Annotated in this window: 12 protein-coding genes; 1 reads left to right on the top strand and 11 read right to left on the bottom strand. The window is 44.6% G+C overall.

All coding sequences use genetic code 11. The features are described 5' to 3' along the window. Positions 1-125 precede the first annotated feature (125 nt). From ACRD7A_RS08115 to ACRD7A_RS08105, 3 genes are all read right to left on the bottom strand, one after another. Positions 126-1,709 carry a PCMD domain-containing protein gene (locus ACRD7A_RS08115; protein WP_430810755.1) on the bottom strand — a complete coding sequence of 528 codons (1,584 nt, stop codon included), beginning with the start codon at positions 1,707-1,709 and terminating at the stop codon, positions 126-128. Between the two features lie 18 nt (positions 1,710-1,727). Continuing rightward, complete coding sequence (locus ACRD7A_RS08110) at positions 1,728-2,459, bottom strand: hypothetical protein (protein WP_430810756.1); 732 nt, start codon at positions 2,457-2,459, stop codon at positions 1,728-1,730. Between the two features lie 67 nt (positions 2,460-2,526). Further along, a complete protein-coding gene (locus ACRD7A_RS08105; protein ID WP_430810757.1) occupies positions 2,527-4,044 on the bottom strand; it encodes an RluA family pseudouridine synthase in 1,518 nt (505 codons plus the stop codon). A gap of 254 nt (positions 4,045-4,298) precedes the next feature. Between ACRD7A_RS08105 and ACRD7A_RS08100 the strand changes: the two genes are divergently transcribed. Then, on the top strand, positions 4,299-6,170 hold the full coding sequence (locus tag ACRD7A_RS08100) for a tetratricopeptide repeat-containing sensor histidine kinase (protein ID WP_430810758.1): 1,872 nt from the start codon (positions 4,299-4,301) through the stop codon (positions 6,168-6,170). A 206-nt stretch (positions 6,171-6,376) separates the two neighbouring features. On the opposite strand, the gene pdxA is transcribed toward ACRD7A_RS08100, so the two are convergent. The 8 genes from pdxA to ACRD7A_RS08060 all read right to left on the bottom strand — a co-directional run bounded on the left by pdxA (position 6,377) and on the right by ACRD7A_RS08060 (position 14,636). After that, positions 6,377-7,441: a 4-hydroxythreonine-4-phosphate dehydrogenase PdxA gene (pdxA, locus tag ACRD7A_RS08095; protein ID WP_430810759.1), complete on the bottom strand. Its 1,065-nt coding sequence runs from the start codon at positions 7,439-7,441 to the stop codon at positions 6,377-6,379. 161 nt (positions 7,442-7,602) lie between these two features. After that, positions 7,603-9,039 carry a leucyl aminopeptidase family protein gene (locus tag ACRD7A_RS08090; RefSeq protein ID WP_430810760.1) on the bottom strand — a complete coding sequence of 479 codons (1,437 nt, stop codon included), beginning with the start codon at positions 9,037-9,039 and terminating at the stop codon, positions 7,603-7,605. A gap of 10 nt (positions 9,040-9,049) precedes the next feature. Further along, the gene (locus ACRD7A_RS08085) at positions 9,050-9,451 is read right to left on the bottom strand and encodes a hypothetical protein (protein WP_430810761.1); all 402 of its coding nucleotides are present in this window, start codon (positions 9,449-9,451) and stop codon (positions 9,050-9,052) included. Between the two features lie 4 nt (positions 9,452-9,455). After that, a complete protein-coding gene (locus ACRD7A_RS08080; RefSeq protein ID WP_430810762.1) occupies positions 9,456-10,466 on the bottom strand; it encodes a DUF4837 family protein in 1,011 nt (336 codons plus the stop codon). Next, positions 10,463-11,683 (bottom strand): lytic transglycosylase domain-containing protein, encoded by a 1,221-nt coding sequence (locus ACRD7A_RS08075; protein WP_430810763.1) that lies wholly within the window; start codon positions 11,681-11,683, stop codon positions 10,463-10,465. Before ACRD7A_RS08075 ends, ACRD7A_RS08080 begins: the two co-directional genes overlap by 4 nt. Positions 11,684-11,776: 93 nt before the next feature. Further along, positions 11,777-11,992, bottom strand: coding sequence for a Sec-independent protein translocase subunit TatA/TatB (locus ACRD7A_RS08070; RefSeq protein WP_430810764.1), 216 nt, complete (start codon positions 11,990-11,992; stop codon positions 11,777-11,779). 39 nt (positions 11,993-12,031) lie between these two features. Next, on the bottom strand, positions 12,032-13,351 hold the full coding sequence (rseP, locus tag ACRD7A_RS08065) for an RIP metalloprotease RseP (RefSeq protein WP_430810765.1): 1,320 nt from the start codon (positions 13,349-13,351) through the stop codon (positions 12,032-12,034). A gap of 127 nt (positions 13,352-13,478) precedes the next feature. Next, positions 13,479-14,636: a 1-deoxy-D-xylulose-5-phosphate reductoisomerase gene (locus tag ACRD7A_RS08060; RefSeq protein ID WP_430810766.1), complete on the bottom strand. Its 1,158-nt coding sequence runs from the start codon at positions 14,634-14,636 to the stop codon at positions 13,479-13,481. Positions 14,637-14,648: the final 12 nt, after the last annotated feature.

Below are 14,648 nucleotides of genomic sequence, written 5' to 3'. Positions count from 1 at the left end.
GATGGTAGTTTGATGAAAAGCACCAATCGAGAAACAATAAAAAAGCGCTTAACCATTAATCGGTTAAGCGCTTTTTTATTGCTTATCTTCATCCCTTAAGCGGGGTGGTGCTAAAGGCTGTGTTATCAGTATTTCAAATCGAAGTTTTCGATGGTCAGTATTGAGCCAACCCCGCCAATAAAGAACTCACCATAATAGCTTGAGGTGGCAACAATGGCTAAGTGTGTAGGCGCCTTATCCAGTTGGTCCTTATGATAGTTAAGCGCTATGGTTTGTTCACTGCCCGCGGCATGTTCTCCCTCAATTACAAACTCACCTTCTCCTATTACAACGGCGCCCTTGGGTAAGTGAGTTACATTATCAAACTCACCGGTTTCGTTCTCCAAATGAAGCACCTTCACCCAAATGTGTCCCTTGTCCATATCTCCATTCTTCATGGGTATGTCATCGCGATTCTTTTGTTCATTCACAGTGGGCGTATAGCCGTAAGTACAGCTAACTTGCCGGGGACGTCCGGTAAAGGGTCGTGCAAACTTAACACTCAGTGCCGGTTGGCTTATATTGGTCTTAAAGTCACCGATAAATATGTTACCGGCGGCAATGGGCGTGCCTCCTATTGATCCAAGGAAGCCCAGATCAACGGTTTCCAGACGCGCGCCTCCGGTGGTTTCATCCAGTTGTGTTGTATTACTGTTTTTTAAAGTTACTACGCCTTCGTTGCCGGTGCACCAGTAGCGTGGATCGCTCGATAGGTAAGGATTCCACACTTTATTATCCAAATGCCATTCTTTGAAGAAGCGGTTTTTCAGGGCTTCGGCCGTATGGGCACGTATCAGCCATTTTTTGGTAATGCCCGATCCGGATGTTACAACCACCGTGTAAGGTGCAGATAGATCGATTGTTTCGGAGGAGCTGAGTTCGCAGCTTGCTCCTGCACTAAGCTGTATGTTGGCAATGCTTAATGCCGACAGCTCGGTGGTATTTACGTTTACATCGATAAAACCTTCAATATCGCCAAGGGTATGTTTGATAATGCTGGTTTCGCTCATGCTGACTTGTTCGGCCAGGGTAAAGGAAAGAATATCAGCGTCATTCAATCCCGGTATGCCCTCGCCGTGCTCAACGCTCAGTGTCCACTCTTCCTCAATATCACGATAACTCACTAATATGTTTACATCACTTGTAAAATCGTGGATGCTTGATGGATCAGGAGAGTAGGTGGCTCCCTCCGGTCCTAACTTTAGACCTGTGATCATGATCTTACTCAGGTCGGCCTCCTTGGCCACAAACACTTTGGCACGTTGGGTTTCCGCATCAATTAACTGATTACCCACTTGCTGGTCGATGGTGAAATAGCGCTCGATACTTTGCGAAGCCTTAATGGTCCACTCATAATCCTGGTAGGTGCTGATAGTATATACCAGGCTGTCGCTCAGGTTAATCACCGAGTCAAGGGCCGGGGTAATGCTGGCATCTTCCGTAATGGAATAGTTCAGTACCTTTACTTTGGTGATGTCACCTAATTCATTCAGCTGAATGTTAATTGTACGCTCCTCCAGGTTAATATCCGGCGTGCTTGCCTGGTGCTCCACTTCAAACGACAGAAACTCACCCGGTATTGTGGGGTAGGGTATGTCGTTTTTTATACACCCGCTAATCAATACAGTGATTAGCAAGACGCTAATTTTTATAAATCTATATTTATTCATAAGTTCTGATTATCATTTTTAAATATAAATGGATACCCCAAATTTCAGCGTCAGCAGGTTGATTTTAAAATCGGCACCCGATGAGGTTAGCGATCCGGTTTCTACGCGGTTAAACTCCTGATCTACCTTTCGGAAATTAATACCCAGCACATCAACAGCTACTTCCAGAGAAACAGTATTATTGATGAATGCACACAGGCCCGGTATTACGCCAATGCCCAATTCATTAATGGTTTCATAGGTGCCATCGAGGTCTGATCCTGTTCCCGAGATGATTTTGCTTTGTCCATAGCCATAGGATATTTCGTTATCAACGAACAGTCCAAAGCGTTTGCTGTCGCCAATGGCCAGGTAGTTACGCAGAAAAACCGTGGCGTAAAACATTTGGTTTATCGATTCATAATCTTCCAGTGTCAATGATGTTTCATCATCGATATTAATATTGAATGAGCCAATATCAAGGTAATTTCTTTTGTACGAAAATTTTGCACCTACGCCCGTATTGTCTTTAAAAGTGTACATGGCATATGGGGTGAGGCCGATATTATAACTTTGCCCTTCCCAGTTTTCAATGAGCAAAAATTTGTAATTGTCCTGTTTATTGGATTTGTATGATAGAGCACCGCCCAGCATCCATTGACCTTTGGGCATAAATACCGGATTGCTAATTCCTCTTTCATACTCTTGCGCTTGAGGGCTGATTGTGTTAATAAATAATAGTAACACAATAAAAATAAGACTCCTTTGCATTTTTTTCTGTTTATTTTAAAACGCGAAGATAAATATAAATAATAAATAAAGTAGTTCGTCCGGCTGTTTATGGTTCCAGCCAATCGGGCATTTCATCCTCGTTAAGGGTGTAGCACTTAATTACTTGCGTGTGGGGGTGGCGAAAGCGCATTTGCCTGGCGTGCAGCATTAGTCTATTGTGCGTTTTGCCATAAAGGGGATCACCCACGATAGGTGCATTCAGGCCGTCGGGGTGAGCCGCATGTACCCGCAGTTGGTGTGTGCGTCCTGTTTGTGGATAAAACAATACTTTGCTGATGCCTTGCCACTGTGCGATACACTTCCACTTGGTATGGGCAGGCTTACCATGAGTGTAACACACCAACTGGCGGGGTCTATCGTTCATATCAACTCGCAAGGGCAGGTTGATTTCTCCTGACCTTGCCTTTAGAGAACCATGCAGGAGTGCCACGTATTGCTTTTCAATGGTTTTATTCAGGAATTGTTTCTGCAAATCTGCGTGTGCAGCCTTTGTTTTGGCGATCAGCATCAGACCGGATGTGGCCATATCGAGGCGATGCACGATCATGGGTTCTTCAGCATCCGGAAACAAGCACCGAACCTGTTTGTAGACGGATTCTTCCTCTGTTTTTCCCGGTACGGAAAGCAGGCCTGCGGGCTTGCTGATAATTGCCAGGTAAGGGTCATCATCGATTAGGGTGATTGACTGTCTGTTAGGTTTAGGAACCTGCTCCAAAGGGAGTCCCTGGAGCATAAATCCTAATAAGGTTTCACACTTGCTTTTGCAAGGCGGATAGAAATGCTTGTGTTGACGTATCTCGGTTTTGGGGGCAGGTCCCCACCAAAACTCAGCCAGAGCTACTGGGCGCAAGTTGTGCTTGAAGGCATGGTGAAGCAGCTTGGGAGCCGCACAATCGCCTGTTCCAGCAGGGGGCAGTTGTGAGCCGCTTTGCTTGAATATTTCCCAGGCGCTTTTTTTCTCGCCCCGGGCATTGCTAAATATGTAACTGTTAAAAAGTTGTTGTTGTACCTTGGCTGACTGTTGCTTACGCCGCTGTTTGAGGGCTGCAATGTTTTGATGATGAGTATGAAGCTCATCTTCCAGGATAGTAAGTTGCTGCTTGTATTCTTTTCGGAGTTTGTTATAGCGGCTTTTTTCTGTCTGACTTTCTTTAATCAGTGACTCAAGTACAGTATTGTCACGAGTATGTTTGCGCACCTTAGCCCGCCGAACCTTTCCTTGCTCCATGTTTTGTTTTGCCTGTTTAAGTGCTTTTTCGGCTTTATTTTTTAATTCAGAAAGTTGTTTGCGAAGACAGGTTAGGACATCGGATTTTTCCAGTTGCTCAATTTCCCGGTTGATGCGGTTCAATTGTTCTTCTTCGTACTTGAAAAAGCCATTGGGATGATTGATGTCAAATACCTGAGGTACAAAGCACAATTTGCTTTCAATATCTAAGCTATTGCCCGAGTAAGCTGTTAGGAAACCATATTGACCATCTGCAGTTTGCACAGCCAGAATACCAAACATCTTGCCCTTAACCATATTTTCCGGGTTGGGAAGCTGGGCTTCAAGCTGTTTCATTGTTAACTGACAAATTTCATGCGGGTGCGTGGCAAAGGGATTCGGCATTTTCCGGGGAAGCGCAAAGTCAAAGGCTTGCTTATATAGTGTTAAGTGGGGCGTGCTTGCCAACATGTCTAATTTTTTACGACAAAGTAACAAAAAGTTAAGCATTCTCAGAGGGATCAAATAGGCAGCCTGCCTTCAAATAGTTTAGTGGAAGCCCTCGTTTGAGTTAAAAATATGTTAATTTTGATGAGCTTATACATGAAGAAATGATAAAGAAAGCCCTATCCCTAATTTTTATCTGTGTACTGTTTGGTCGGATCACTGTAGCCGGAATACAGGATTCTACGGCATTGGATAATTGGAACCAACGCCTTAGTGAGCTTTTGCAAGAGCTGCCCCTTAATGGCGATAGTGTGGTGCTTGTCGCCCATGATCATATCGATAAGTGTCCCGGTAGCCTCCTTCAGAAAGAGGGTTATGCACATCTGTTGAAGGCAGAGTATGCTTATTATCAACAGGAATTTAATGAGTCATTAGCAGACTACCAGGCATCACTTAAGGCTTTTGTGGCAGCTAAGGACTCGAGTAAGTTGGCTGTTTTATTCAATAATATTGGTCTGATTCATTATTTGCAAGCCAACTACAGCAGCGCTTTGCAGGCCTATAATAAATCGCTGGAGCTAGAGCTGTTGAGTGATAATAAAATAGGTATTGCACAATCGTATCAGAACCTTGGCATGATCTATGGCAAATGGGAACGCTACGATCAGGTATTTGAGTATTACAATCATGCCTTACATGTTTATGAAGAGCTCAATGATTCTTTGCAAGTAGCGGATATCCATAATAATATGGCGGTTATTGCCGTTCGTATGGGTAATTATGAGCAGGGTTTTTCTCACTACAAAGAGGCCTTTGAAGCCTATAAAGCCATTGGTGATGAAGGAAAGCTCGCTACAGTAGCCTATAACCTGGGGCGTTTATTTTTTCAGGATAAGCAAACATCACGTGCCAATGAATATTTTGCCAGCGCGTTGGAAATTTTTGAGCGTTTAGATGATAAGGTTGGCCTCGTGCATACCTACAACATGATGGGGGAGATGTACCTCAAGAGTGGTGCAGTGAACAAGGCGATTAAATGTTACAATATAGCTGAGAAATACAATGAAGCTATTGGTCTTAATCAGGTGCGCTTCAATAATCTACAGGAATTATATTTAGCTTATAAAAGTCTTGGGGAGTATAAGAAGGCCAATGAGATGCTTGAACGCTCTTATGCGCTGAAGGATTCTATATTTGATGAGGAGCAATATGAAAAACTGCTGGAATTAGAGCAAAAGTATCATAGCGAAAAGAATCAGAAGGAGTTGGTAATGCTGCGTGCCGAGCAAGAGCGTGATCGCATGTATTTGCTGGTTTTGTCTATGTTAGCGATCCTGCTTTTGGTACTGGCTATAATTGTAGTTTATCTGCAGAAGCTCAAAGCGCGACAGCGGCGTTTGAGTATGGAACATAAAGTGATGCGTACGCAGATGAATCCACATTTTATTTTTAATTCTTTATCGGCATTACAGTGCATTATCATGGAGAACAACCGCGAGGATGCAGTGGATTTCGTCGCCGACTTTTCGGGTTTGATGCGTCATGTACTGCAATATGCCCAAGAGGAACAAATTACTTTGCGAAAGGAAAAGGAGATATTGGATTATTACATGCGGCTGCAAAATCGTCGTTTTGATAACCGGATCAATTATTCCATCGACTTTGATGAGCAGATTGATCTTGAGCGAGTGCTGGTACCTCCCATGCTTACACAGCCTTTTTTAGAGAATGCCATTGAGCATGGGCAGCTTACCCATAGCGATAGTTATATCCACGTTGATTTGCGGCGTAAGGATAATTGTCTGGAATTTTCCATAGAAGATAATGGCATTGGTATTGACCGGGCGATGGCAGCTAATAAAGGCAAGCACAAAGCGCATAAATCGATGGCGCTTGAGGTGACACGTGAGCGCCTGCGATTGCTGAATAAATGTTCAGGAGTCGATGCTGTTAACCTGGTGCTTGAAGATTTATCGAAATATGGCCGGCGGGGTACCCGTGTAGTGTTCTATGTTCCTTATACAAGGCTTAATTAATGAGCTTGGTTAATACGCGTGGTAAGTTTTGAAAGTTTCCTATTAATCAAGTATTTATGGAGCGGTTTTTTATTAGTGTTTATCACAGAGAACCGTAACCTAAAACCTAAAAATAACCAGCCCATAGTTAGGTATAATAAAAATCGCCTGACTGGTTCTCAAATATATACTCAGTCAGGCGATAAGTGCTGTTATTTATACATCTACTAGTCTTTTTGCTCCAGGCTATTGATGTTATATGATTTTAATGGGTTCCTGCCCAGTTCGGTATTCATGCGGCGATTGCGACATACATCAATGGCCAGATAAATAGCTTCCTTAAAAGATGTTGCATTGGCCTTGTCTTGCCCGGCAATCTCAAAGGCTGTACCATGATCTGGCGAGGTGCGTATAAAGGGCAATCCTGCAGTATAGTTCACTCCTTTTGAAAAGGTAAGTGTTTTAAAGGGTGCCAAGCCCTGATCATGATACATGGCTAATATAGCATCAAAGTTGCGGAATTGGTCGCTGCCGAAGAGACCATCGGCGGGATAGGGCCCAAGAGCCATTATGCCCTCTTGCTTTGCCTTCTCCAGGGCAGGGATAATAATGGTTTGCTCTTCATCGCCAATCACCCCTCCATCGCCCGCATGAGGGTTAAGGCCTAATACAGCAATGCGAGGCTTGCGGATGGAGAAATCCATTTTGAGCGTATGGTTCAGTGTACGAAGCTTATTGAGGATGCTCTCCTCATTGATTTTATTGGGTACTTCTTTGATGGGCACGTGGCCGGCAACAACGCCGACACGCATATGATCCGATACCATCAGCATCAGAGCGTCCCCCTCGTCAGCTACTTGTTGCAAATACTCTGTATGTCCCGGGAAGGTAAATGACTCCGACTGTATATTTTCTTTATTAATGGGCGCCGTTACCAAAACATCAATCTTTCCTTCCTTTAAATCTTTCACCGCCATTTCCAGCGCTTTAAAGGCTGAGTCGCCACCTATGGCCGTTGACTTGCCCAGTTCAACACGGATGTTATCATCCAGGCAATTGATAATGTTAACCCGTTTGCTGTGGGCATCCTCTACCTGGTTGATGCTGTTAAGGCTGAAGTTGGGGATGTTAAGTGCTTTACGATGGTAAGCTGCCACTTTCGATGATCCGTAGATAACGGGAATAAAAGAATCGTAGATCCGACTGTCGGACAGGGCTTTGAAAATTACTTCGTAGCCGATACCATTAATGTCGCCGTGGGTGATTCCCACCTTTATTTTTTCTTCACTCATTCTGTTCTTTTTTTCTGACAACACACGTCGTGTTGCTGCGATGACCACTAAAATAGTAATTGTTGATTAGCTTTAGGCCTGAACGAGGCATCTTTTTTTGTTAGAAACAAATGCTGTTGGCCGAATGGCATTTTTTGCCCACTGTTTAATCAACTTAAAAACTAGCATTTACGTTTTAGGAAATCGTATAGCATGCGAACGCCAACGCCTGATGCACCATTGCCTCGGTAGCTGTCCTCTTTTTTTACAAAGGCCGGCCCGGCTATATCAAGGTGTATCCAGGGACTCTCTACAAAATGGCTTAGGAATTTACCGGCAGTGATGGCACCTGCCTCCCGGGGTCCCAGGTTTTTCACATCGGCAATTTCCGATTTTATCAGCTCACCATATTCTTCCCAAAAGGGAAAGCGCACCACCCGTTCGTAAACAGCATTGCCTGCTTTTTCCAGGGTGTTAAATACCTCCTCGTCGGCTGTGCCCATGCCAACGGTGGCATATTGCCCCAATGCCATCACGGCACTACCGGTCAGTGTGGCCAGGTCAATGACCAACTGTGGATTGTATTTTTTTGAGTAAGATAGGGCGTCAGCCAAAATTAGTCGTCCTTCGGCATCGGTGTTCAGTACCTCTACTGTTTTACCATTATGCATGGTTAGTATGTCGCCCGGCACAATGGCATTGCCCCCCGGACGGTTATCAGTAGCCGGCACCAAACCCACAATGTGAAGGGGCAGTTTGTTGGAGGCTGCTGCTACCATTGTGCCCACTACAGCTGCTGCTCCTCCCATATCTGACTTCATATCGTCCAGGCTTCCCGGAGGTGTTTTCAGGTTGATGCCGCCGGTATCGTACACCACGCCTTTGCCCACCAGCACAACAGGTTGATCGTTGGTGGCTGATTCGGGCTTCCACTCAAGGATGTGAAAGGCAGGAGGGTCGATACTTCCCTTATTAACACCCAGTAGCCCGCCAAACTTAAGTGTTTCAAGCTTGCTTTTATTGAAGATTTCAACCTCGAAGCCATGGATAGCTCCCAGCTCGCTGATGCGTTCCGATAGTTCTTCCACGTTAAGGGTGCATACGGGTTCATTTACCAGGTTACGCGTTATGAACACTGCATTAGTCAGCTGGCGTAATTCGTCCAGTTCACCCTGGTTAATAGCTGATGAGGCCAGCCAGATATCGAATCTTTTGGCGTCCTTTTCCTTGTCGCTTTTATACTTGTCGAAGGTGTAACTCGATAAGGCAAGGCCTTCGCACAGCGCCAGGCTAAAGGATTTGTTGCCCACCAAATCATAAATGCATACAGCTTGTTGCTTATCTTTTTTGCAGTTGGCATAAATCAAAGCGCCGTCTTTACGCAGTGCCTCGCAGCCTTGATCATTTGACTCGTTATCTTTTACAATGCGCACATAATAAGCTATATTATAGTTTCGCACGGTAATGAGTGTTTCCTTGGCTTTGGCCTGTGTCTCAACGTAGGCCAGTGCATCCTTATTAAAACCAAAGTCTTTTAGTGCATCGGTTGTTTTAACCAGAAAAATATTGCGAACACCTTCGGGGCGTTCTTGGGTATGTTTGATCGTTAATTGCGTCATGATTGCTCTTTTATTGTGCAAGCTCACCCTGGTCGGTGTTATCCGATTGTTGAGCTTTAAAATATTCTCGTATCATTACTTTCTTCATCTCCCGATGAATAATTAACTCGGTGAGTGCATCCTCATAGGGTGCATCACCCATTTCCCGCTGATACACGGCTACTTGTGCTTCTGTAACATCAATGCGGTACAGAAAGTTTAGAAAGCGGGAGTAATGCTGCGTCATAATCTCTGCGACATGCCCCTTCATTTGTTGGAACACTTCATCGTAAAAGCCTGCTACCTCGCCCGAGAAGCTTACTTCAAAGCCAAACTCAGCAAAGTCTTTTATGATCTGTGCCGCTGTTTTTCTGATGAGGTCTTCGCGACCGCAGGCTTGCCGTAAGGCCTGACTATTTAACTTGGGCAGCATATTATTATTGAAACTTAAGGGTGTACATCAGGGCTTCCATCTGTCGTATTTTGTCACGCTTATCCGGTTTTTCAGGCGAATAAACAAAGCCATCGGTTACCACTACACGATTGTTCTTCTTGTCATGATGCGCCTGCAAGATGAAGGGGCCACCCATCAAGTCATTTTGTACCTTCCACAGGCCGCGCAGCTCCACCACTTCATTATCGTTGATTGTTGCTTTTTTATACAGCACGGGAAACTGGTGTTCGGTCGTCATAAATGATCCTTCTGATGGTCCCGGTACATTTTTTCTCAGTATTGAGTCGCGTTTATTTAACAGGTATTCTTTTGAGAATGTACCTTCGCCAACGTAGGGAAACTCATACATAAACATACCCTGAAAGCCCCAGTTGGCCGCCTCGTTCATCCACAGAAAAGAGGGAGTCGCTTTTTTGCTGCTCAGGCTATTGGGTACGGATAAGCGTACTTTGAAGGTGCTATCTACCTGTTTGATCAGTTCATCGCTAGGGTATTTTTTATACGAGGTGATGTAACGCTCACGCTCCGCCTTGTTGAAAAAACTAAGAATTTTCAGTTGGTCGCCTTCAACAAGTCGCTTCAGGCCTGCTGTGTCTCGCGCTGTCATTACCACTACCGCCTGCGGACGTGCCCAGCGGTCGCGATAGTATTTTACCGTCTCTTCCTCGGTGTTGGGTTTGATTCGTACCATTACAATATTACGAATAGTACGCATGAAATTGGAGAATGAGCGGTGGGGCGCCACACTCATCTTAAAATGAGGCTCTTCCTGTGGTAGACCCAGGTAGGTTTCGCGCAGCAGCTTTTGCAATTCCTCACCGCCGGGCGATGTTTTAATTTTATCATCCATTACCACCAGCATCTCGCCGGCTTTTCCGCCCACATTGGGTTTGTATCCGGTATCCTTATTTTTACAAGCAAAGGCTGTAAGCATCATTAGTGCTGCCAACAAATATTTATAGTTTTTCATGGTAGTATAAAATTTTATTTTCATTGATATTGTTTATCGATTGGGTTGTTGGTGTACAAATTTTCAATGTGCAACATGGGTTTGTCATCACCAGCTTGCTGTGTTACAAAAAAGAATTTCTCTTCTTGGTAGGGTGTCCAAACCACCAGCTGTTGATCGATGAAAAGGTTTTTACTTGATAAGTTATTCCACAGCATAATATCACTAATTCTGCAATGATTATCAATGGCTATTTTATGGAAAAATTCGCCTTTTTGTACCTTGTGTACTGTGCGCTGACGCCCTGTTTTATCCCCGATAGGAGGCGTGCTGCTTAAGGGTGGTGTTGCTTCGTTCAGCTCTTTTTCGGCCCGCACAAACTTAAGGATGTTAGTTTTGGGCAGAAACAGGCATGCCGGTTGTTCGCTTACGGGTATATAGTCCCTTGTATACGCTGGGTTAAGCCATTGTATAATGTCCAAAGGTGTTTCCGATGCTCTTTGTATTTGTTCAAAGCTTAATGACTTATGGATATAGACCGTATCCACTTCCTGAAAGTGAAGTGGGGGAGGTGTGGCTTCTACCTCGTGTCGCCGGTAATTATTCATCACATAATTAACAGCGATAAATGCCGGAACATAACTTTGCACTGCTTTGGGCAGGTAGGGTTGCAACTCCCAAAAGTTTGTTTTACCACCCGATCGTTCAATGGCTTTTTGCACTACTCCTATGCCTCCGTTATAAGCTGCCAGTGCCAACTGCCAGTCATTCAGGTTGTGATGCAGATATTTTAGGTAGCGACAGGCCGCTTCTGTGCTTTTTATGGGGTCGCAACGCTCATCTTTGTAATTATCCACCTTAAGGTCGAACATGCGCGATGCATGGTAGAGAAATTGCCACAGGCCCATGGCACCGGAGCTTGATTTAGCCCTGGGTTCAAGCGCTGATTCCACAATGGCCAGGTATTTTAGTTCGAGGGGAAGCTCGTATTTGGCCAGATATTCTTCAAACAGTGGAAAATAATACTCGGCACGCCCAATGATTTTGGATAAATGATCGCGTCGCTTAACCGTGTATACATCAATAAATGCCTGCACCTTGCTGTTATAATCCAGCTTAATTACTGTGCCCTTATCGAGTTCGCCCAGGCGTTTCTCATACATCCATTGCGGATAATGCGGATGCCTGTTTATTATTTGCCCTTTGGCAAAGATGCCTGCGAACCCCGATAGGCAAAATGTTATTAGTAATAAGCGCATCATTTATTTACTGATTTATAAGTGTAAATAATATGCAAAAGGCCAATCCTCAATGAGGTTCGGCCTTCGCATTATAGTACGGTAAACGAATATTTCTTACTTCGATGAATCTTCGATGGCCTCTTTCTTATTGTCGTCAGCCTCCTTTTTGTCATCATCGTTACGCGCCTTTTTAAATTCTTTCATGCCTTGACCTAATCCTTTCATGAGCTCAGGTATTTTTCGCCCGCCAAATAAAAGTAATAAGGCAAGAATGATAAGAATCCATTCGGGTCCGCCGGGCAGTGCCCAAAGTAAAACGTAACTGTTCATATCTAAATAGTTTTATTAATACAAATTTAATAATCTTGCTTATTTAAAGAAAGCTTTAAAGATATCATTTCCGTTGGCAAATAAAAGTAGACCCAATAAAAGAATCATACCGGTTATCTGCGCATATTCCATAAACTTATCACCCGGCTTGCGTCCTGTCACCATTTCATAGAGCAGGAACAATACGTGACCACCGTCCAGTGCCGGAATGGGCAGGATGTTCATAAACGCCAGTATCATGGAAATAAGTGCAGTATTAGACCAGAAGACATACCAGTTCCAGGTAGAGGGAAATAGTTTACCCATGGCACCGAAGCCACCTACTTGCTTGGCACCTTCTTTGGTGAAGATGAGCCGCAGTTGCTTCACGTAGCCAACCAATATGTCCAGCCCCTTGGTGATGCCTTTGGGGCAGGCTTCCCAAAAGCCATATTGATGGCGCTGTACTTCAATGTACTTTTCGGGTGATACCAGATAAAAGCCAATCTTACCCGTTTTGGGAACGGTCATGTTTAAGGCGGTCAAGGCTCCATTACGAATAAGGCCAAGCTCGATGGGCTTTTCAATGTTATCTCCCAGTGCTGCTGAAAATTCATTATAGAAAGCCGCCGGTTTCCCATTTACACTTACAATGCTGTCGCCGGCCATCAGTCCTGCTTCATCGGCGATCGAGCCTTTTTGCAACTCCTGCACTACAACGGGGTAGCGCACCTCGGCAAAAAGGCGGACTTCCTGCGATATCATGCGTTGGTCATATCCCTCGGGGATACTCAACATAAGGGTTTGCTCTCCGCGTTGTACGGTGAGTTGTTTTGCATCTTCCAATAATATAAAGCGGGCAATGTCGCTGCTCTCCTCCACAATATGGTCATCTACTTGTAATACCAGGTCACCATCCTGCAAACCAATCTCTTTGGCTACCTCGTGATAGTAAAGCCCATGTTTGGCCGACTTGATGGGAATGTAACTTTCGCCCCATGTGTAAAGCACCATCCAATAGATAAAGAAGGCGGTGATGAAGTTAACCAATACGCCTCCGATCATTATCATTAGGCGTTGCCATGCCGGCTTGGAGCGAAATTCCCAGGGTTGTGCCGGTTGTGCCAGCGCCTCCTTGTCCATCGATTCATCAATCATACCCGATATCTTCACATAACCACCAAAAGGCAGCCAGCCAATACCGTACTCTGTTTCACCTTTTTTAAACTTAAACAAAGTGAACCAGGGGTTGAAGAAGAGATAGAATTTTTCGACCCGCGTTTTAAACAGGCGGGCGAAGAAGAAATGACCAAATTCGTGCAGAACAACCAGCAGCGATAGGCTGAGTATTAACTGTACTGTTTTTATAAATATTTCCATTAACTAGTTTGTTTTCTTTAATTCGGCAACAAATATATTCTTTTCGGGCTAATAACATAGTATGATGACAGCACGGGCAATCAAGCATGCTATCAAATAACACCCTTATCCGAAAATTGTTAGCATCCTACAGCTTATTAATGATTTCATCGGCTATTCGTCTTGCTTCCTCATTGCTTTGCAAATAGTCGTCGAGGCAAGGCTTTTCAATCATTGTGGCCCTCATCATTGTTTTTTCGATTACCTCCGACATCTCAATAAAGCCAATGCGTTGTTTTAGAAAAGCATCCACAGCAATTTCGTTAGCGGCATTTAAGATGCACGGCATATTACCGCCTTTTCGCATGGCCTGATAGGCCAGGTCGAGGTTGCGAAACGCCTTGGTATCGGCTTTTTCAAAGGTCAGCTCGGGGTAGTCCATAAAATTAAAGCGGGGGAAGTTGGACTGATAACGTTCGGGAAAGGTCATGGCATACTGTATGGGTAGGCGCATATCGGGCAATCCCCATTGTGCTTTAATGGAACCGTCCTGAAACTGTACCAGTGAATGAACGATGGACTGAGGATGAACGACAACCTCAATATCATCGGGCTGTACATTGAATAGCCAGCGCGCCTCAATGGCTTCCAGTCCTTTGTTCATGAGTGAAGCACTGTCGATGGTGATTTTATCGCCCATGCTCCAATTGGGATGATTAAGCGCCTGGCAGCGGGTTACTTTACGCAGAAAGTCGAGCTTGCGACCGCGGAAGGGGCCTCCTGATGCAGTGAGGATAATTTTTTCAATGGGATTATGAAATTCGCCGGCCAGGCATTGGAAAATGGCCGAATGCTCTGAGTCAACCGGCAGTATACTTACTTTATTTTTCAAGGCCAGTTGTGTGATGATATCGCCTGCTACTACCAGTGTTTCTTTATTGGCCAGTGCAATCTGCTTGCCGGCTTCAATGGCTTTTATGGTGGGTATCAACCCCGAAAAGCCAACCATGGCCGTTAGCACAATATCGATTGTACTTATTTGAACAACCTGTGCAATGGCTTCGTCGCCAGCATATACCTTGATGTCGGTATTCTCCAGGGCTGCACATAAAGCACTGTATTTTTCCTGATTACCAATTACAACTGTATTGGGGTCGTATTTAAGTGCCTGTTCAATTAGCAGTTCAACGTTGTTGTAGGCCGTCAGCACTTCTACCCGAAATTTATCGGGGTGGGCATCGATTACCTCAAGAGCCTGGGTTCCGATGGAACCTGTTGAGCCCAGTATCGCTATTTTTTTTGACATTAATCTTCGCTT

Origin of the sequence: Carboxylicivirga longa, from assembly GCF_050589825.1 — a bacterium.
Classification (GTDB): Bacteria; Bacteroidota; Bacteroidia; order Bacteroidales; family Marinilabiliaceae; genus Carboxylicivirga; species Carboxylicivirga longa.
Note: the sequence above shows the minus strand (reverse complement) of the source record. Positions and strands in the feature narration are given on the sequence as shown.

What these genes read in the sequence shown, in the direction of transcription:
- ACRD7A_RS08115 (WP_430810755.1), bottom strand. Translation starts at nt 1,709, where the DNA reads ATGAATAAATATAGATTTATAAAAATTAGCGTCTTGCTAATCACTGTA.
- ACRD7A_RS08110 (WP_430810756.1), bottom strand. Translation starts at nt 2,459, where the DNA reads ATGCAAAGGAGTCTTATTTTTATTGTGTTACTATTATTTATTAACACA.
- ACRD7A_RS08105 (WP_430810757.1), bottom strand. Translation starts at nt 4,044, where the DNA reads ATGAAACAGCTTGAAGCCCAGCTTCCCAACCCGGAAAATATGGTTAAG.
- ACRD7A_RS08100 (WP_430810758.1), top strand. Translation starts at nt 4,299, where the DNA reads ATGATAAAGAAAGCCCTATCCCTAATTTTTATCTGTGTACTGTTTGGT.
- pdxA (WP_430810759.1), bottom strand. Translation starts at nt 7,441, where the DNA reads ATGAGTGAAGAAAAAATAAAGGTGGGAATCACCCACGGCGACATTAAT.
- ACRD7A_RS08090 (WP_430810760.1), bottom strand. Translation starts at nt 9,039, where the DNA reads ATGACGCAATTAACGATCAAACATACCCAAGAACGCCCCGAAGGTGTT.
- ACRD7A_RS08085 (WP_430810761.1), bottom strand. Translation starts at nt 9,451, where the DNA reads ATGCTGCCCAAGTTAAATAGTCAGGCCTTACGGCAAGCCTGCGGTCGC.
- ACRD7A_RS08080 (WP_430810762.1), bottom strand. Translation starts at nt 10,466, where the DNA reads ATGAAAATAAAATTTTATACTACCATGAAAAACTATAAATATTTGTTG.
- ACRD7A_RS08075 (WP_430810763.1), bottom strand. Translation starts at nt 11,683, where the DNA reads ATGATGCGCTTATTACTAATAACATTTTGCCTATCGGGGTTCGCAGGC.
- ACRD7A_RS08070 (WP_430810764.1), bottom strand. Translation starts at nt 11,992, where the DNA reads ATGAACAGTTACGTTTTACTTTGGGCACTGCCCGGCGGACCCGAATGG.
- rseP (WP_430810765.1), bottom strand. Translation starts at nt 13,351, where the DNA reads ATGGAAATATTTATAAAAACAGTACAGTTAATACTCAGCCTATCGCTG.
- ACRD7A_RS08060 (WP_430810766.1), bottom strand. Translation starts at nt 14,636, where the DNA reads ATGTCAAAAAAAATAGCGATACTGGGCTCAACAGGTTCCATCGGAACC.